The 19,245-nt window shown below is 42.2% G+C and carries 11 protein-coding genes; 4 read left to right on the top strand and 7 right to left on the bottom strand.

The genetic code is table 11. The features are described 5' to 3' along the window. Positions 1 to 637: 637 nt before the first annotated feature. Together AACX33_RS18155 and AACX33_RS18150 are read left to right on the top strand one after the other, a co-directional pair. A complete protein-coding gene (locus tag AACX33_RS18155) occupies positions 638 to 898 on the top strand; it encodes a hypothetical protein (RefSeq protein ID WP_194002709.1) in 261 nt (86 codons plus the stop codon). Between the two features lie 359 nt (positions 899 to 1,257). After that, positions 1,258 to 2,439, top strand: a complete 1,182-nt coding sequence (locus AACX33_RS18150; RefSeq protein WP_194002711.1) for a ScyD/ScyE family protein — start codon at positions 1,258 to 1,260, stop codon at positions 2,437 to 2,439. Positions 2,440 to 2,621: 182 nt separating this feature from the next. On the opposite strand, the gene AACX33_RS18145 is transcribed toward AACX33_RS18150, so the two are convergent. The 3 genes from AACX33_RS18145 to smc form a co-directional block, all read right to left on the bottom strand. After that, on the bottom strand, positions 2,622 to 3,317 hold the full coding sequence (locus AACX33_RS18145; protein ID WP_194002712.1) for a TIGR04283 family arsenosugar biosynthesis glycosyltransferase: 696 nt from the start codon (positions 3,315 to 3,317) through the stop codon (positions 2,622 to 2,624). A gap of 176 nt (positions 3,318 to 3,493) precedes the next feature. Then, positions 3,494 to 4,480: a PRC-barrel domain-containing protein gene (locus tag AACX33_RS18140; protein WP_194002713.1), complete on the bottom strand. Its 987-nt coding sequence runs from the start codon at positions 4,478 to 4,480 to the stop codon at positions 3,494 to 3,496. A gap of 58 nt (positions 4,481 to 4,538) precedes the next feature. Further along, on the bottom strand, positions 4,539 to 8,231 hold the full coding sequence (gene smc / locus AACX33_RS18135; RefSeq protein WP_194002714.1) for a chromosome segregation protein SMC: 3,693 nt from the start codon (positions 8,229 to 8,231) through the stop codon (positions 4,539 to 4,541). Positions 8,232 to 8,386: 155 nt separating this feature from the next. Between smc and AACX33_RS18130 the strand changes: the two genes are divergently transcribed. Beyond that, the gene (locus AACX33_RS18130; protein ID WP_194002715.1) at positions 8,387 to 9,112 is read left to right on the top strand and encodes a Uma2 family endonuclease; all 726 of its coding nucleotides are present in this window, start codon (positions 8,387 to 8,389) and stop codon (positions 9,110 to 9,112) included. Positions 9,113 to 9,131: 19 nt separating this feature from the next. Here AACX33_RS18130 and AACX33_RS18125 read toward each other — a convergent pair whose 3' ends face one another. The 3 genes from AACX33_RS18125 to AACX33_RS18115 all read right to left on the bottom strand — a co-directional run bounded on the left by AACX33_RS18125 (position 9,132) and on the right by AACX33_RS18115 (position 14,599). After that, positions 9,132 to 10,112 (bottom strand): tetratricopeptide repeat protein, encoded by a 981-nt coding sequence (locus AACX33_RS18125; protein ID WP_194002716.1) that lies wholly within the window; start codon positions 10,110 to 10,112, stop codon positions 9,132 to 9,134. 499 nt (positions 10,113 to 10,611) lie between these two features. Further along, on the bottom strand, positions 10,612 to 12,624 hold the full coding sequence (locus AACX33_RS18120) for a serine/threonine-protein kinase (RefSeq protein ID WP_194002717.1): 2,013 nt from the start codon (positions 12,622 to 12,624) through the stop codon (positions 10,612 to 10,614). Positions 12,625 to 12,775: 151 nt separating this feature from the next. Then, a complete protein-coding gene (locus AACX33_RS18115) occupies positions 12,776 to 14,599 on the bottom strand; it encodes an aspartate kinase (RefSeq protein WP_194002719.1) in 1,824 nt (607 codons plus the stop codon). A gap of 591 nt (positions 14,600 to 15,190) precedes the next feature. Here AACX33_RS18115 and AACX33_RS18110 point away from each other — a divergent pair. After that, positions 15,191 to 17,392 carry an HAD-IIB family hydrolase gene (locus AACX33_RS18110; protein WP_194002721.1) on the top strand — a complete coding sequence of 734 codons (2,202 nt, stop codon included), beginning with the start codon at positions 15,191 to 15,193 and terminating at the stop codon, positions 17,390 to 17,392. 57 nt (positions 17,393 to 17,449) lie between these two features. Here AACX33_RS18110 and AACX33_RS18105 read toward each other — a convergent pair whose 3' ends face one another. Beyond that, entirely contained in the window at positions 17,450 to 18,835 is a 1,386-nt protein-coding gene (locus tag AACX33_RS18105; RefSeq protein ID WP_194002723.1) for a SpoIIE family protein phosphatase, read from the bottom strand. Positions 18,836 to 19,245 lie beyond the last annotated feature (410 nt).

The following is a 19,245-nucleotide window of genomic DNA, read 5'->3' as shown; positions in this document are numbered from 1 at the left end:
GCTTATACTGAGACACTTTAGGGATAACTATTGGGCGGAATCGAACCTAAAACGATGCTGAAAAATGTTGCGAAACCCTAGCACAAAAATGCACAACAAGTACCTCGATATTCTATATTGTATACTATATTTGTTTGTTGCATTACTTAACGTGAACTTTCGTTGATTATGTATTTTATATTCAAGCATTAGCGCAAATATAGACTAACAAGGGATTTGAATAAAGTATGCTATGGTTGTTTTTATTAAAGGACACAAAGCTAGTTATAAAATATACTTATTTAATATTTTGTATTCAGTATAATAACTGTTGTCTATTTATGTTATAGCATCAATACTATATTAATGACTAAAACAAAGGGAGACAAGATAAAGAAAGTCCAGAAAGGTAGCTAAGAATATTTTTTAACCAAAAATAATGAGCAGTGTATTCCTCCCAAATATTCTGCCCACTTTGTGCTGAAAAAGCTTGCATCAGAAAAGAATAAGTGCTAAGATCCCCATATCGGGAAAAACTAAAAGCCTTGACTCGTTATTGAAAAAGTCAAGGCTTCTGTTGTATCCTGTGCATTTTCAAGTTCCGTCGTCCAAAGAAAGAACTTGCAAATGGGATCACACTCAAATAAAGGAATGATAGATGTTAAAAAACATCCGTTTGCTTCAGCTTATCAAAAAATATGGAGTTACTGCAACCGTAACTTTACTGGTATTTTTGGGGGGTGGTGTAACACTTAGCGAATGCGGCGGTTTTGTCAGCATAAAAATGTCTGATTCTGCTAATGAGTTCTTAGTGGACAAGCGCAACTGCAAAGCTCCCAGTGATTCAGAGGAATCAGAAAAATCCTTTGAACCTGACCAACCCAATGATAGCACAGAAGAACAGCCCCGGATTGACTAACTAAGGACACGGCAGTTCCTCCTACTGTCCTCCTAGCCATATAAAAACCCCTGAACCATTGCGGCTACAGGGTTTTTTTGTTTGAACTATAGGCGATAAACCCAGCCGTGCTTAGAATTATTGACTCCTTGAGAGGTTATGTCTAAAGAAATATGAAGCAAAAAACACAAATGGATCTTTTCATTTGAGGATATATGAATGGAGAAAAACCATTATTGACAAACAGCCTCTGATAAAGATACTTTTGCTTTTGTGCCTCATCTTAGATTTTTAAACTTGAAGATAAAATTTCTTTTTTCCCCTTTTGGTTGCTAACTCTTGTTGCTAACTCTTATTTCTTGTGAGAGAAAAACATTAATATGTTCAATAAATTATCACTCGTTGCTGTTAGTTCTCTGATCATCGCTTTGGGAATGGGAGAAACTGCAATAGGCGCACAATTTATAAGTAGCGTTGTTGCTGATGGTTTGGACAATCCTCGTGGTCTGGCTTTTGGACTTGATGGCGCACTCTATGTCACAGAGTCCGGTTTGGGTGGAACAGGAGCATCTATAGTCTTAAGTGATGGAGAAACGGTACAATATGGCTCCACCGGTGCGATCACTAAAATTCAGAATGGGCAACAAACACGCATAATTACAGGTTTACCATCTTTAGCACCATCTAATGGTGAAGGAAGTGTTGGACCAAGTAGCATAGCATTTGATAGCAATGGCAAGGCTTACGTGATCACAGGTTTGGGTGCTAATCCAGACCCTAGCTACTTTGATCCTTTGACATTTCCCGACTTTGGCAAACTCTTGGAAGTTGACTTTAATACCAACTCTTGGACAACTGTGGCTGATCTGGGAGCTTTTGAGGCTGCTAACAATCCTGATGGCAGCGATTTAAATAGCAACCCTTATGGGCTATTAATCCAAAATGATATAGCTTATGTCACAGATGCAGGAGGTAATGATTTACTCCAAGTAAATACAGATGGCAGTAATCTGAGTGTACGGGCTGTGTTTCCTAGCAGTTTAGGAACAAACCCATTTACAGGTCAAACCATTCCTGTACAGTCAGTACCTACAGCGATTACCGCAGCGGGTAGCGGTGAATTATTTGTTGGACAACTAACCGGATTTCCTTTTACTCCTGGTGCAGCTAACGTATACAAAATTTCTGCTGGTCTTCCTCCCGAAATTTATGCAGGTGGTTTTACAGCTATCACTGGTTTAGCTTTTGACCCGCAAGGCAGTTTGTACGTTTTACAATTTGCTAGTGAAGGAATTTTGAGTGGTAATGGTGCTTTAATCAAAATTGATCCTGACGGTACTCGTACTACCATCGCTAGTGATGGACTAATTGCTCCTACTGGTCTTGCCATTGGAACTGATGGTAGTATCTATGTGTCAAACAAAAGTGTTTTGCCAGGACAAGGCGAAGTTTTAAAATTTGTTGCTCAACCTGTACCAGACAATAGCTCCCCAATGTTAGGACTGATAGCTTTAGGTGCTATTTCTGCTGTGTCTCAAATCCGAAAAAATAAATTCAACTAACCATCGCCCCATTCCCCACAGTCCCCCCAAAATCAAACCGCGTCCCACAGAGTAAACAGAGTAAAAAGTGGGGTGCGGTTTTTGAGTTTTACCCTGCCAGGGCAGAAGTAAAGTTATGATTTCCGGTCGGGTTATAATGTTTGTAATACTTGTAATTCAATGTAACTTGTCCCAATTGAAAGTTAAAATTTCTTAAATTTTTCCTGACGATACCAGCTGCGAATGCGTTCAGGTGAAACACCGAGAAAATAAGCAATAATGACTATTTGATTAAGTAGAGTGGTTTGAAATACGCCTTTTTGCAACCATCTACGCGGTGACGTAATCACTGGTACAGGAATAAGAGCAATTTTGCCAGTGCGTTTTAACCGCTGGATGAGTTCAAAGTCTTCCATGATGGGCAAATCAGGAAAGTTGCCAATTTGTTGAAATACTTCTTTGGTTAAAAATATTGCTTGATCACCGTAGGGCATTTGCCAAAAATGCGATCGCCAGTTTACTCCTTTTTCTACCCATCGCAACTTCCAATGGTCAGCATCAATCTGCAAGGAGAAGGCACCAGCTACTGTTTTCGGCTGTTGTAGGGCGCTGCGAACCATACTATCAAACCCAGAAGGTAAGCGGGTATCTGCATGAAGAAACAGCAGGATGTCGCCTCTTGCCGCCATAGCACCAGCGTTCATTTGAGCCGCACGACCAGGAGCAGATAAGATAACTTTAACACCTAATGATTTGGCGATGCTGAGAGTATCATCTTGTGAGCCACCATCCACCACAATCAATTCTACATTTGTACTGGGTTGAGTAGAAGCGATCGCATTCTCAATATTTGCCGCTTCGTTGAAAGTGGGGATAATAATCGAAATTGTGTTATTCACTGCTCAATTAAGGATTTATTGCACGCAAAGGCGCAGAGGCGCAAAGGAAGAGAGAAATACAGATATCAGCGTGTGGTCTAAATACATGAAAACTGCTGTAATTTAAAACCCCCTTCCGCTTGAATTATAGGAAGAGGGTTTAATTACGAATTACGAATTACGAATTACGAATTATCCTAATATCCGCCTTCTTCTTCGTATTCTGGCTGTCTTTCTTTAACTTTCTTAGGAATGTTCACAGGTTTTGGTGCATCTTCCCAAGCGTCGCTTTCTAAATCGTCGTAGTCGTCGTAGTCGTCGGCAGAAGGCTTGCTGTAAGGTTGGGGTTCATATCTGGGTGGTGGTTCTTGATATCTATCCCTACCCGTGGCTTCACTCCAGTTATCTTCTTCCTCGTCTTCTTCGTATTGAATGGGTTCGTACTGTCTCGCTCGCATGACTTGACGCTGTGGAATTTCTTCTTCCACATAGTCTTCTGTCCATTCTTCCTCAACTACAGGTTCGGGAGCGCGAACTCTGGTTCTGGGTGGTTGTAATGGGACTCCACTGGGTAGCTGATTGGCTGGTGACACTGTGCGCGGAGTATAGCCATATTCTTCTTCGGCTTCTCTCTCCCACGGGGCTTTGCCTATGCCTAAGCGTTCTAGTACACCAACTGTTAACTGGTTAACTCGTTCTTCGGCTCCCTCAAAGACAATCAACCGGCTGGGGCCAGTGCTGACGATTTCATCCACTGAGAATTCGTAGGTGCTGAGAAATTGGTCGGGAATTTGGGGTAATCCTAAAGAAGCGATGACTATGGTCTGAATTTTGCCAGTTTCGCCATTGAACTTGAAGCCCCGCACTCTGCCTAATACTTCACCTGTTTCTGTAATTACTTCCCAGTTAATCAGGTTACTTAAAGTTTCAATTTCGATGTCTTCAATGGCATCTTCATTGTCAACGAGAATTACATCACCGATTTGGTTGACGGTGTTGAGGTACATATATCGTGGCAGACCCGAAATAGAGATCAGGCTGTCTCGCAAACCAACTGCCACAACCTCTCTTTGATCAATATCCACCCAAAGCTGATTGACGACACCGAGCCGTTTGCCGTTGTCGCGAGTAATCACCTGGGTGTTTAATATGTCGGAACGCCTAATTGTCTGTTCAGAGGTCATTCTATACCGAGTCCTGATCTCGAATCCGGTTTATCTATACACTATTATTAACAAAAACTCAAGCAGATGTATTGGATGATTTTAATTTAATACCCAAAACTTGAGTGTAAGCTCCTCGTGCTTGAGTAACGCCAATGGTGCGTTCGGCTGATTCTATCATCGGACGACGCAAACTCACAACTATAAATTGCGCTTGTTGGGCTTCTTGTTTAATCATTCTAGCTAATCGCTCGACGTTTGCTCCATCTAAAAACATATCTACTTCGTCAAAGGCATAAAATGGCGAGGGGCGATAGCGTTGGAGGGCAAAGATAAAACTCAAGGCTGTGAGTGATTTTTCGCCCCCGGACATGGAAGCGAGACGCTGTACTGGTTTACCTTTGGGGTGGGCGACTAAATTTAATCCACTGTTAAAGATATCTTCAGGATTTTCTAGTTGTAAATAGCCGTCACCGTCGGAAAGAATCGCAAAAATCGATTGAAAGTTTTCGTTGACCGCATCGAAGGCTTCTTTAAAAGCTCGTTGGCGCAATGTGGTAAAGTTTTCAATTCGTAATAGTAATTCGGTGCGTTCCCCTTCTAAGGTTTGCAATTTTTCCGTTAGTTCCTGGAGACGGTTGTTGGTGCGTTCATATTCTTCCAAAGCCAACATATTCACGGGTTCCATCGCCTGTAAGCGTTTGGCTAGGCTTCTCAGTTCTTTTTGCAATTCCTCTAAATCGACTTTATCGGGAACTTCTGGTAAAGGATTGGGTAATTCTGCGCCAGTTTCTCGCAGTTGGTTTTGCAATGCTGTCAAGTCTTCTCGCCGCTTTGTTTGGGTTTCTTGGAGTTTTTGGATTTCCCATTGCAGTTGTTGTTGTTTGAGAAGTTGCGATCGCACTTCCTGTTCTGTTGCGTCGCGTTTTTGCTTTTCTGCCCCCAAATTCTGCTCCATTTGACTCAAATTCGCCTGGATTTCGCTGATTTGAGTGTTGAGTTCTGAATGCTGAGTATTAAGGGAATTGAGTTGATTTTGTTGGCTGGCTTGCTGTTCATGATATTGGTGAATCTTAGCTTCAGCTTCTTGGATTTTCTCTTGCGATCGCAATTGCTGAATTTCCAAATTTTTTAATCTTTGCTGGGCATCCCTTAATTGTCCCTCTCGTTGTTGCAATTGTTGCTCTTGACTTTTAATAGTTACTTGGATTTCTTGCCATTCACTAGGAGTTTGAGAGTCTTCTAACTCGGCTAAAGCTTGTCGCAATTGTTGCAATTCACTTTGTTGTCCTGGTAATTCCCGATCCAAAACTGATAAACGGGACTGGGCGACGGTGATTTTTTCGCTGTTTTGGGTAAGTTGCGATCGCGTCCCCTCTAATTGCGCTGTTAAACCCTGAATATCCTTTTGCAGCTGTGACAACTGTAACTGCTGTTCTCGTCGCCCCTGTCTGGCTTCTGTGAGGGCTTGGGTAAGTTCTTTGGTTCTGGCGGATAAAGTAGCGATCGCTTCGGTACAACGTTCTATAATCCGTTCAATATCTGCCAAACGACTCTTTAAAGCCACAGTTTCCTGAGATTCCGCCGATTCCCCCTGACCAAATCGCAACGAGGAACGCTGATTACTACTTCCCCCAGTCATCGCGCCGCTAGTTTCTAACAATTCCCCATCTAAGGTGACAATGCGATACAGTCCGATATTGGGGCGCGCCTGTTGGATATTTGTAAAAACTACGGTGTTACCGAATACATAGCTAAAGACATCTTGAAAACGGCGATCGCACTCCACTAAATTCACCGCATAGTCAACAAAACCATTGGCATAACGCAAAGTGGCATCCTGCGTAAACTTACTAGCCCGAATCTTAGTTAAAGGTAAAAAAGTAGCCCTACCAGCGCGTTTCTGTTTCAGTAATTCAATCCCGGCTGCGGCTACACTGTCATCTTCCACGACAATATGCCCCAAACGCCCACCAGCAGCGATTTCCAAGGCTAACTGATAGCGAGAATCCACCTTACCTAATTGGACAACCAAACCGCAAAGCCCCGGCAATCCAGATTGTAATATAACTTTACTTGCTTGGGTTCCTTGGACTTCCTGTTGGGCTTGGGCTTGGGCTTCGATTTTATCCAACTGGCGTTGTTTTTCCCGTTGTTCTTGGAGAAGTCGCTTTTGGGTTTCCTGTTGGATTTGTAATTCTTGTTCTGTCGCTGAGAGATTTTCGGCTAAATTTTGGATAGGTTCACTAGAAGCGTTAAACTCCGTTTCCACCCGATTACATTCAGTTTCCTTAGCGGCTAATTCTGGTTCTAAAGTCGCAATTAACTGAGTTTGTTCTGTAATTAATTGCTGTAACTGATCATGGCGTTCCCTGAGTTGGGCTTGTTCTGTACGCTGGGGTTCGAGAGTTTGCAGTAAAGCTTCAATTTGACGATTGAAAGCCGTTTGTTGCTGTACCCAAGCTTCCGAAGCTGAGGCGATTTCAGCTGCTGCGGCGCGAGAAGCATCTAAAGCCTGTTGTGCTTCATCCCGTTGTTGCTGACAGGAGAGAATAGATTGTTGTTCTAAAACCTGAGTTTGGGAAAATTCCGTTAAAGAACGCTGATATTGTGTAACTTCCTGCTGAGTTTGCGCCAACCGCTTCACAGTTTCCTGAATAGCCGTGTTTAACTCAGTTTGTCGGCGTTGGAGTTGTTTGCGTTCCGCCTCTTGAGTCGCCAGAGTTGATTGTACCGCCAAAAGTTCCTCTTCACCCAAAGCCTTGACACGAGCATTGAGTTCTTCTAATTCGGTAGATTTCTGAGAAATTTGGGAATTGAGAGTTGTGAGTTGAGAATTTAATTCAGTAGAAGTGCGATCGCCTGCTTGAATTTCCCCAATTAACTTTTCTTGTTGTGCTTGAAGCGATCGCCAAGAGAGAACCGCCTCCCAAGACTGTTTAGCCAAAAATTCCGTCCGCAGTTTTTGATACTTTTCCGCCTTCGCCCGATCTTGAGACAAGCGATCGCGCTGAGTAGTCAACTCCGTCTCAATAATCCGACAACTATCTTCCTTATCCTTCACCTCATCCAGAGTCTTCTTCGCTTGAATAATCTTGCGATCGTAAGCCGAAACCCCAGCCAACTCATCAATAATTTCCCGACGTTCCTTAGCATTCATCGAGATAATGCTAGTAACATCCCCCTGAAGCACAACATTATACCCCTCTGGATAAATGCGGAGATTATTCAACTCCTCATGTAATTCCGTCAGAGTACAAGCCACACCATTCATATAATAATTCGACGTATAACTCCCGTGATGAGTCACCCGCAACCGCCGAGTCACACTCCATTCAAGAGGGGAGTGGGGAGTTACTTCGACTTCGCTCAGTAACCGGGGGACTGGGGACTGGGGAATCTCTTCATTTCCTTCCTCACTTTGCGCCTCTGCGCCTCTGCGTGAGACATCCTCCTCATCCTCCTCCCTGCGCGCCTCTACGCCTCTGCGTGAGACATCCTCCCCCGACAAATCAAAAGTCACCGTCACACTAGCCTCAATCGAAGCCCGTCCCCTAGAAGTTTGATTATTATTTACCAAATCCGGTAATCTATCCGCCCGCATTCCCTTAGAACTAGAAAGTCCCAAGCAAAACAGCAAAGCATCGAGAATATTAGATTTACCCGAACCATTCGGCCCAGAAATGACAGTAAACCCCGGTAGTAGAGGGACTGAGGTAGTACCACCGAAGGATTTGAAGTTGGTAAGTTCCACGCGCTTAACGTGTACCATAGGCGCTGTTTAACTGGGCTGATGGCTAATGAAGAACAAGTGTATCAATTAATTAAGGTTTCGCAACAGGGTAGAAGAATTTTATCGAACCGCAGAGGCGCAGAGGACACAGAGGTTTCATAATGGGGGGAGGAGTTATACAGGACTGTTTTCTAATGTATCAAACTGATCCACCTCTTTCTCCAGAAGAAGTTTTACCCACTATGTATGATCTCGTGAGTGAAGATCCAGAGGAACCTGGTTTGCCTGATCATTTTCATTTATTACAACCGCGTTTGTTAGACGAAAGTTTTAACTCGCCTAGCTATCCTAGCGACAAGATATTTACTGCTAGTGATATGAATCTTTATTATGACCCCCATCATCCGACATGGTACAAAAGACCAGATTGGTTTGTGGCTGTGGATGTTTCGCTGCTTTATAAAAATGGTGATTTACGGCTGAGTTATGTGGTTTGGCAAGAGGGAATTAGTCCGTTTATTATTGTGGAATTACTCTCACCTGGAACGGAAAAGGAAGACTTAGGACAAACTTTGCGAGATTTAGCAAAACCGCCGACAAAATGGGAAGTTTATGAACAGATTTTAAGGATTCCTTATTATGCAATTTTTGACCGTTATAAATATGAATTTAAAATGTTTAAATTAGATGGCGGTCGTTATGCGGAAGTTATTTTATCAGATTCCCGTTTTTGGATTCCTGAAATAGAGTTAGGTTTGGGTGTTTGGGAAGGAAGTTATCATAATATTCAGCAGTCTTGGTTGCGTTGGTATGATAGTACAGGTAATTGGGTTTTGACTCCCACGGAAGCGGAAAGACGGCAGAAAGAACGGTTAATTGAACAATTGCGGGCTTTGGGTGTAGAACCTGATTTAGAGTAAAGATTATTAGTTAAGAGTGCTACCAAGTACTTATAATCTTTCTAATTTGCTGCATAGAGTCTTGATAATATTTTTCATGTCCTTCTTTTTTATATATACCTGCGGCAGTTTTAAAATCTTCAATTGCAGCTTGGTCATATCCTAACTTAGAGCGAGACAACCCCCTTTTGTAGTAAAATTTAGCATAATTGGGGTCAATGTTAATAGCTTGAGTATAATCTTCAATTGCACCGTTGTGATCGTCCAAGAAATAACGAGCTACCCCTCGTCCACAGTAAGCTTGAGCATTGTTTGGTTGTAGTAGCAATGCTTGATTACAATGAGCAAGCGCACCTGTATAATCTCTCTTACTAAAGCATTTTTCAGCCAAATTAAAATATTTAACAAAATCCACAGATTTCAAAGCATCTAAATAGCCATGTAACCCACCAGCATAAAGCAATTCATTTACTTTTACTGAAGCAATAGCACCAGTGACAGGAATCATATCAGTTGGTAAAAACCCTGCTAAAATAAGATGATATTCTGTTTCTGCAACACTCACCTCTTCTTGAATTAAAATACAAACCAGAACTTTATTTTTGGTAATTTCTTCTCGGCTAATTGACCATTTAACTTCCTGAAAATTGCCATGTTTAGCTTTAATCTGAATACCAACAGATGAGTCAGAAGTTAAGGTAAAATCAACTTTTTCATTTCCGCAAATGGGTTGTTTATAGTCAACCTCAGTTACAAAGTCAGCTAACCGGATTTTGACCACTTCCTCACCCAGTTGTGTTTTCATACTCTTGATAAAGATATTAACAATAGGTTCTAAACCAGTTAGTGTATATATTTCAGCCATCTCCCAGCAAAAATCCCGTAATTGCTTTAACTTCTCACCGGAGATGACAGTTATCTCACTATGCTTTCCTTCTTTGTCACAATGTAGTAAATCACCAGATTCTAGTCTGGCGATAAAATCTGTCTGTTGTGCTTTAAGTATTGTTTTCCAGTCCATTCGTCAAAATTTGCCTTCATTTGACAAAGAATATTAATTTTAGTATTCCACATCTAGTTAGAAAAATGACTAACGGAAGTGGGATTATTTGGTTAACGAACCTAACTCTTTATCAAAATCATTTTTTTTAACGAACCGCCAAGTACGCCAAGTACGCCAAGTCAAGAAAGAAAAGGAAGAAATTTTTAGCTAAACCATATTGGGATTAGTGCAAGATTAGTAATAAAATTAAGTAAATCGGCGGGGACATAATCAGGATCACTTATGCTTATACAAGTTTAGAAAAACAAACATCAGTTTGGGGTTTAACTACCAACGGTATGGATTACCAATTTGTTTATATACAGCCAGGAAATCCTCCCATTTATCAATTATTACCAAAACTAGATATAACTCGTTTAGAATCTGCAATTGAGTTGCTGCAAATTCTCAAATCTATCTGTATATCATAGCCCCCTCCTCACTTGCGGGTTGGGGGTTGGGGGTGGGGTTCTTCTATTCACCTATTTAGTAATAAATTAAGTTCTCTTTGTGCATCTTTAAGACTATTTCTTTCCCCATTTTCTCGGAAGAGTTTAATAGCTTGTTGGAAATCCGCGATCGCACCTTGTCGATTTTTCTGTTTCGCGCGAGTTACACCCCTGTTATAATAAGCTAAAGCATATTTAGGATTAATGGCGATCGCCTGAGTGTAATCTTCATTAGCAGCTTTGAGATGCCACAGTTGAGAATTAGCATTACCACGGTTATTGTAAGCCGCAGCATCCTGAGAATTGAGTGAAATTGCTTGACTATGGTCTTCAATTGCGCCTTTGTAATCTCCGAAGGAAAAGCGGTGAATACCTCGGTGATTATAACCTGCACCCCATTGAGGATTTAGTTTTAAAACTGTGTTGTAATCTTCGGCGGCTTCCAATCTATACCCCAATTCACTCTTTATATCCCCCCGTTGGAGATAAGCTAATGTGTAATTGGCATTACGATTAATTGCTTCAGTATATTCCCTAATCGCCGCATAATTTTGATTATTGCTAGCGTGAATTAAACCTTTTTGATAATAAGGTCTAGCATCAGCGGCATTAATATTAATAATAGCATCAAAATCCTGGATTGCTGTGTGGTAAATTTTGAGGCGACGGCGGAGAATACCCCGTTGTAAATAGGCTTCAATATAATCAGGTTGCAGTCTGATTGCTGTGCTAAAATCTTCACTAGCCTCTTTATTTTCCTGCATCTGCACCAGGGCTAGACCCCGCCCATGATAAGCGTAAGCATTACGAGGATTTAATTCAATTGCTTTGGTGTAGTCAGAAATTGCTTCTTTGTATTTGCCTAATTCATAGAATGCAAATCCTCGATCATAATAAGCACCGGCATTTTGAGGATTTAATTCAATTGCTTTACTCGTATCTATCTTGGCTTGCTGATAGTCGCCTAATTGATAATAGGCATTACCTCGTTTATTGTAAGCCAGAGCATTTTCTGAATCCAGTGCAATGACCTGAGTAAAATCCTCAATTGCAGCTTCATAGTTTCCTGCTTGATATTTTTTTAATCCCTCCTGGTATAACTGCTGAAAATTAACATCATTTACATTTCTTGTTGATTGAAATAACCATGTTGTTGTGACAATTCCAAAAAAAGTGGCTATCCCGGCTAAGATTAACCAAAATTTTAGCTGAGGCTGTTTTTGTGGTGTATATTGATGACTTTTCACCTGTTGTATATCTTTTAAAACTTCAGTTACAGATTGGTAGCGGTGACGGTAATCAAAGCGCACCATTTTATCGATAATTTTTGTTAGTTGTTTACTGATTTTTATATTTTTGGTACGCCAAATAATCTCTCCTGTTAGGAGACTTTTCTGATTTTGTAACCTAGATATTTCGTTGGCTGGTAAACCGATAAGTGCGGCGATCGCAACTATTCCTAAAGCATATATATCACTGTTATACTGGGGGTCACCCCGCAATTGTTCCACCGGCACATATTCAAGGTTACCAACAATAGTCGTAACAACTTCCTGAACAGCACCAAAGTCAACCAAAACTAACTTTTTATCTGACTCTCGACGAATGATATTTGCTGGTTTAATGTCCTGGTGAATTATTCCCCGACTATGAACAAATACCAAAATTTCTAATACTTCTGATAAAACAGTAATTACCTGTTCTTCTTGCAGAGGTGTTCCCCGAAAAAGTTCTGCGGTTAAGTTATTCCCAATAATGTATTCTTGAACAAGATAAAATTCTGCATTATCTTCAAAATAGTTAACTAATTTTTGGATTTGTTCGTGTGACTCTCCTAGCTGCTGTAACTTTTTTGCTTCATCTGTAAATAACTCTCGCCGAATTGTTAAATCTTGGAGATTATCACTACCAGGATGTAGCTGCTTGACTACCAATTGGCTACCCGGAAGGATCGCATCTTCGACTAAATAAGTTTGTACTACTTCTTCTACATTCAGAACGCTGAGAATTTGATAACGTGCATCTAAAATTTGACCATTCATAAATTCCCCAGTGATTCCACTTGTAATATTCTCGCCATATTCGTTAACAGAATTGTAGTCTGAATCACTGAGAAGTTGGGGAGAAGAGGCAGGGGGGCAGGGTGCAGGGTGCAGGGGAGAAGAGGAAAGATTGTAACTTCCCAATGACTAATTAAGCTGGGATGACAAATTTTTCGCTACCTGCTAACCCAAAGGCGGCGTGAATTACTTGCAAAGCTTTCACACCTTCTTCTTGTGCTACGACACAGCTAATTTTGATTTCCGAGGTAGCAATCATTTGAATATTGATTTGGTTTTGGGCTAAAGCCTCAAACATTTTAGCCGCAATACCTGGTTGTCCGACCATCCCAGCACCGACAATACTCACCTTAGCGATCGCATTATCTAAGACAACTTCACCCCAGCCTAATTCGGACGCGACTTGAGTCAGCATTTTTTGTGTATTTTCCCCATCTATCCGCGAAACTGTAAAAGCAATATCTCGTTTGGGAACACCTTCCACGATGCGACAGCGCTGTGATTGAATAATCATGTCAACACTGACATTGTGCTGTGCTAATAGTCCAAACAATTTCGCCGCCATCCCCGGCCGATCGGGTACTTGACGAATTGCTAGACGTGCTTGGTTCATATCTAAGGCGACACCACGTACAGGAGGGGGAGTGGGGAGTGGGGAATCGGAAATTTTTTCTTGTTCCTTTATCCCGTTGTTTTCTTCAATTTCAAAAGCCTGACGAAGTGCAGCCACAGCGCGATCGCATTCTGTTGCATCGACGACACAACTAACTTTGACTTCACTGGTGGAAATCATTTGGATGTTCACTTGCGCTTCAGCTAAGGTGGCGAACATTTTAGCCGCTACCCCAGGACGGCCAATCATTCCTGCACCAGCAATGCTGACTTTGGCAATATTTTGTTCTACCATCACTTCCGCTTCGTCAGAGTTGGGGTGAGATTGATTTCTCAATGCTGGGGCGATGGCTGCTGCTACGGCTTCAGCGCGTTTTAATATTGGTGCTGTGACAGTAAAAGCAATGTCATTACTATTACCTTCATGTATAGACTGAATAATTAAATCTACATCGACATTTTGCCGAGAGATTTCCCCAAATAACCGCGCCGCTACCCCTGGTTTATCCGGTACGCGCAACAATGCGACTTTTGCTTGGTCGGTGTCAAATTCGACATGATCTACAGGACGAGCAATTTCTAAGTTGACAAGCGATCGCCCTTGAGGTTTCGGCGATATCACCCAAGTCCCAGGATCATCAGACCAACTAGATTTCACCACCAGAGGAACACCATAGTTCCGGGCAATTTCCACAGCACGCGGATGTAAAACTTTTGCCCCCAAGCTGGCGAGTTCCAGCATTTCATTGCAGGTAATTTCGTCCATTAACTGGGCTTCAGCCACCAAGCGGGGATCTGTAGTTAAAATACCGGGAACATCCGTATAAATCTCACAAAAATTCGCTCCTATTGCCGCTGCGATCGCTACGGCGGAAGTGTCAGAACCCCCACGACCCAAAGTCGTAATTTCCATATCTCTCAGGCTAGATATCCCCTGAAATCCAGCTACTACAACCACTTTACCTTGAGCAATATGATCACTCAGCCGTTGGGTTTCAATATGCAAAATCCGGGCGCGGGTGTGTTCAGCTTCGGTAACAATTCCCACTTGAGCGCCAGTCATCGAAATAGCTGGCTGTCCGATTTCTTGCAATGCCATACTGACTAAAGCAATCGTCACTTGCTCACCAGTAGAAAGCAGCATATCCATTTCCCGGCGGTTGGGATTGCGAGAAATTTCGTTGGCTATTTTCACCAGTCCATCAGTGGTTTTCCCCATCGCCGAAACCACTACGACTACAGAGTTTCCCGCCTTCACAGTCTTGTAAACACGCTGTGCAACAGCTTGAATACGTTCTACCGAACCAACAGATGTACCACCGTATTTTTGAACTATCAGCGCCATAAGTTTATCTTATATCAATTTTGCCTACTGTCTTCAATGCCCCGCAACTTCGGGAAACCTGGAAAGTATTGCCAGTTGTTTAGTTTATTAATTAATATCAGAATCAGTGCCGACAAAAAACCTGTATTTTAGGTTCCTGAGTGACTTTTTCAACAATGTATCTAAAAATTACTGAAAATTTCCCTCTGCTGAGAGCCATAGTAAAGGTAAGACCATAGTATACTGCGTCAGCCTCGCCATTAAATTAATCGATTTACCCACTCTGTGAAATTAGCCACTAGAGGCAGAGAATAAATTATTACTGAATCCGCGATAAAATTGTAGTGATTATTTTGTAATTAATCATCACTTGCCGCACAGATAAAACCAAACTTCCCATAACTTCTTGAAACAGTGGAATTTGTGAGATTATCTTTGGGCTTTTTGATGCCTGACAGTCGCTTCTGTCACAACCATTGTGATAAATTGACCCATTTGTTTTATAATATTTAAACATCAGCATAATTTTTTTTACTAATCTGTAGCGGACAACAGCTATATATGTGAGGAGCTGTTCCCGGGCTGTAATACAGTAAAATTGAGGAATGCAAAATGTCAAATAGCCCAGGGTTGTATATTCTGCTAGTCAGCGTTCACGGCTTAATTCGTGGTAAAAATTTAGAACTAGGACGAGATGCTGACACGGGTGGACAAATTAAATATGCTCTAGAACTCGCTCAAGCTTTAGCAGCAAACCCACAAGTAGAACGAGTAGACCTGGTAACCCGTTTAGTCAATGATCCCAAAGTTAGTTCCGATTATGCTCAACCTGTAGAAGTTCTCAGTGACAAAGCCCAAATTATTCGTTTGAACTGCGGGCCACGTCGCTATCTCCGCAAAGAAGTTCTCTGGCCGCATTTAGATAATTTTGCCGATGAATTACTCAAGCACTTGCGCCAAGTGGGAAAATTACCCCATGTGATTCATAGCCATTACGCCGATGCGGGATATGTGGGTTGTCGAGTTGCAGGTTGGTTAGGTGTACCACTTGTGCATACTGGTCACTCCCTCGGACGGGTTAAACAACAAAGACTTTTAGAGCATGGTACTAAAAAAGAAACCATTGAAAGCACTTATCACATTAGTACACGCATTGAAGCCGAGGAAACGACCTTGGCGAGTGCTGCATTAGTCATCGCTAGTACCAATCAAGAGGTGACACAGCAGTACGGTATTTACGACCACTATCAACCAAATAGAATGGTTGTAATTCCGCCTGGGGTAGCACTGAAAGAATTTTACCCGGTTCCGGAAAATTGGCAGGAACCACCTATTTATCAGGATTTAAAACGATTTCTGAATAATCCGGAAAAGCCCATGATTATGGCGCTTTCTCGTCCAGCTATTCGCAAAAATGTTGCGACTCTGGTCAAAGCCTATGGTGAAGATCCAGAATTGCGTAATTTAGCAAATTTAGTCCTGATTTTAGGAAATCGAGATGACATCACCACGATGGAATCAGGGCCACGCCAGGTACTGACCGAAATTTTTCAGTTAATCGATCGCTACGACCTTTACGGATACGTCGCCTATCCCAAACACCACCGTTCTGATGAAGTCGCTGAACTCTATCGATTGTTGGCGAAAACACGGGGAGTTTTTATCAATCCGGCATTAACTGAGCCTTTTGGTCTCACCTTAATTGAAGCTACAGCCTGCGGTGTGCCAATTATCGCTACCTCAGATGGTGGACCGCGAGATATCCTGGAAGCTTGCGAAAATGGGATGTTAATTGACCCTCTTGATATTAAACAGATTCAGGATGGTCTGCGAACAGCACTCACAAATCGGGAACAATGGGAAACTTGGTCTAAAAATGGATTAGATCGAGTTCGAGAAAATTTTTCTTGGCAAAGTCACGTAGAACGTTATCTCGAACAAGTGCAGCAGTTACCGCAACGACGAGTCCAATCGCTGCTGAGTCCTTTACCAAAAGCTTTAGCAACTGACCTTCCTGATTGGAACATTCCCGATCAAAACCGCTTACCAACCGCAGATCGTTTTCTCGTTTGTGAAATCGATAACACCTTATTAGGTGACCAGGAAGCTTTACACAAACTCATTGAACGACTGCATAACGAAGGTCACTCCACTGGAGTGGGAATTGCTACCGGGCGCAACTTGGAAAGTTCCTTACAAATGTTAGAAGAATGGCATTTTCCCAGACCAGACTTGCTGATTGTCTCCGCAGGTAGTGAAATCTATTATGGGCCGCAGGTAGTCCCAGATACGAACTGGCAAAGACACATTGGCTACCATTGGAACGCTAACGCTGTTCGTCAAGCAATGGAAGAACTACCCGGAGTCGGGCTGCAACCTCCGGAAGCTCAAGGTAAGTTTAAACTCAGCTACTTTATTGATGAAACCAAATCCTTAAGCTTCAAGGAAATTATGCGTCATCTGCGACGGCGTAGGCTCCATGTCAAAGGAATTTACAGCCATAATATGTATCTTGATTTGTTACCCATCCGGGCTTCTAAAGGTGATGCTATTCGTTATTGTGCCTTGAAGTGGGGATTACCTATTAAACGATTCTTAGTCGCAGGTGCATCTGGTAATGATGAATCAATGCTGTCTGGGAATACCCTAGCTGTGATTGTGGGTAACTACAGCGCCGAACTGGAAAAGTTGCGTGGCTATCCCCAAATTTACTTTGCCGAAGGACATTATGCTTGGGGAATCTTGGAAGCACTAGATAGCTATGACTTTTTTGGTACTCTGTCTCAGGCAGAACCGGAAATGACAGCAGTTTGACCGCAGAGGCTGAGGATCGGGGGGATTTGCAACTCCCCTGACTGCTCAAAGGGTTTGTTATTCAATTTTGAGGACAACTAATGTCATATCATCGGTGTTTTGCTTTTCAGCACCGATAAATTGCAAAACTTGGTCAAATAGATAATCCACAATTTCCTGTGGGCTAGTGTAATACCTGCAAGCGGCATTAAAGGCAGCAACGAAATTTTCTTCGTCGAAGCGATCGCCACTAGCAGCCGCCGCATCAGTCAAACCATCTGTATAATAAATTACTGTGTCCCCAGGTTCTAACTGTGCCTGGGCATCTTCATATTGGCTATTGTGATCTAACCCAATCAGCATTCCCAACGTATCCAAGCGAGTAATAGTTTTCGTGGCGGCGTGCCACCATAAAGGAGGATTGTGTGCCGCATTACTATAAGATAAAACTCGATTAAAGGGATTATATTCTGAGTAAAACAGCGTCACAAAACGGTGGGAATTTTCTAAATCCGCATACATAACGCGATTCAAATTTTGCAGAATTATACATGGGGAATTACCATGTAACACCTCTCCGCGCAGCATTCCCCGCATCATCGTCATAATTAGTCCGGCTGGGACACCTTTACCCATAACATCGCCAATTACCAAACCCCAGCGCCCATTTTCCTGAGCAGTTTTGCCATTTAGCTGCACCTGATTGCTATTGGTGGGGATAAAATCGTAGTAATCTCCACCGACACGATTAGCCGGTTTACAACGTGCAGCTAGAGTTGCACCAGGAATATACGGACATTGACGCGGTAAGAGTCGCCGTTGAATTTCTGCGCCAATTTCTAGTTCTTGATCTAGGCGTTCTTTTTTTCTCAGTTCTACTGCTAGTTCGTCGTTTTCAATAGCTACAGCCGTTTGGTCTGCTACCAGTCTGACTAACTTTTGTCTGGTTTCCGTCCAGCTATATTCCGGGTCACGGCTGAGGACGTAAAGCCACCCCCGTTCTGTATGCTTCACCAAAATCGCTGTGCCAAAGATTTGCACATCTGGCCCCAAGTGGCGATGCATTTGGTCATCCAAAATCCCCGTAGCTGTTGCTAAAGGAGATGTCTTAGACAGAAGTGTGATTTGACTACTAGCCGTTTCTAAGGCTTTGCGGATGTTCTTCCGCTGGCGGCTATCCTGCCAGTGTAGCTGCTCTAACCTAATTTGACCGTTAGGTTTATGCAGGAACAAAGCACTACCATCAGCATCTGTGACTCTGGTGGCCATTAACGGGATCAGCTCCAAAAACTGGTTCAAATTATTGAAGCTTCTCAGGGCAAATCCTAAAGAACTGAGTAAATCTTGGATTTTATTCTGTTCTCGGTGCAGCCGGGCCACGAGTTCTTTGAGTGCCACCACTGGCGTGACATCCGTCGCAGCACTACTATTACTATCAGTGGGTTGAGAGGGCAGTTGAGACACAGGTAAAGGTATTATTGCACTTGATATAGATAGAGTTGAGATTACTTATAAATAAAGTAAGTTGCTGGAGAATTGCTAAATTATATTGGGACAAGACTTATGACTTTAGCAAGAGTAAAAAGACGTAAGACATAGCTGGAGATAAGTATTATATTTGCTTATTACATCTATGGCTAAATATAGATGTATGTTAAATCAAAAATGACTCAGTAAAAATCAGCAAATTCTGTCATCACCTATAAAGCCTTGATTTTTTCCAGAACTTAATTAGCAAATCATACATCTTTAGACCCAAAAAAATACCTTGTCAACAAAATAATTTTGTGAGGTTTTCTGATTTTCTCCTGGAACTGTGAAGTCTAAGGTCTGAAGTGCCACAGAAAGGCAGGGGTAGGGGGGCAGGGGAGCAG

The organism is Nodularia sp. LEGE 04288 (assembly GCF_963896525.1).
GTDB lineage: Bacteria > Cyanobacteriota > Cyanobacteriia > Cyanobacteriales > Nostocaceae > Nodularia.
This window is presented reverse-complemented; position numbering and strand designations above follow the sequence as displayed.

What these genes read in the sequence shown, in the direction of transcription:
- AACX33_RS18155 (WP_194002709.1), top strand. Translation starts at nt 638, where the DNA reads ATGTTAAAAAACATCCGTTTGCTTCAGCTTATCAAAAAATATGGAGTT.
- AACX33_RS18130 (WP_194002715.1), top strand. Translation starts at nt 8,387, where the DNA reads ATGTATCAAACTGATCCACCTCTTTCTCCAGAAGAAGTTTTACCCACT.
- smc (WP_194002714.1), bottom strand. Translation starts at nt 8,231, where the DNA reads ATGGTACACGTTAAGCGCGTGGAACTTACCAACTTCAAATCCTTCGGT.
- AACX33_RS18140 (WP_194002713.1), bottom strand. Translation starts at nt 4,480, where the DNA reads ATGACCTCTGAACAGACAATTAGGCGTTCCGACATATTAAACACCCAG.
- AACX33_RS18110 (WP_194002721.1), top strand. Translation starts at nt 15,191, where the DNA reads ATGTCAAATAGCCCAGGGTTGTATATTCTGCTAGTCAGCGTTCACGGC.
- AACX33_RS18120 (WP_194002717.1), bottom strand. Translation starts at nt 12,624, where the DNA reads ATGAATGGTCAAATTTTAGATGCACGTTATCAAATTCTCAGCGTTCTG.
- AACX33_RS18115 (WP_194002719.1), bottom strand. Translation starts at nt 14,599, where the DNA reads ATGGCGCTGATAGTTCAAAAATACGGTGGTACATCTGTTGGTTCGGTA.
- AACX33_RS18125 (WP_194002716.1), bottom strand. Translation starts at nt 10,112, where the DNA reads ATGGACTGGAAAACAATACTTAAAGCACAACAGACAGATTTTATCGCC.
- AACX33_RS18150 (WP_194002711.1), top strand. Translation starts at nt 1,258, where the DNA reads ATGTTCAATAAATTATCACTCGTTGCTGTTAGTTCTCTGATCATCGCT.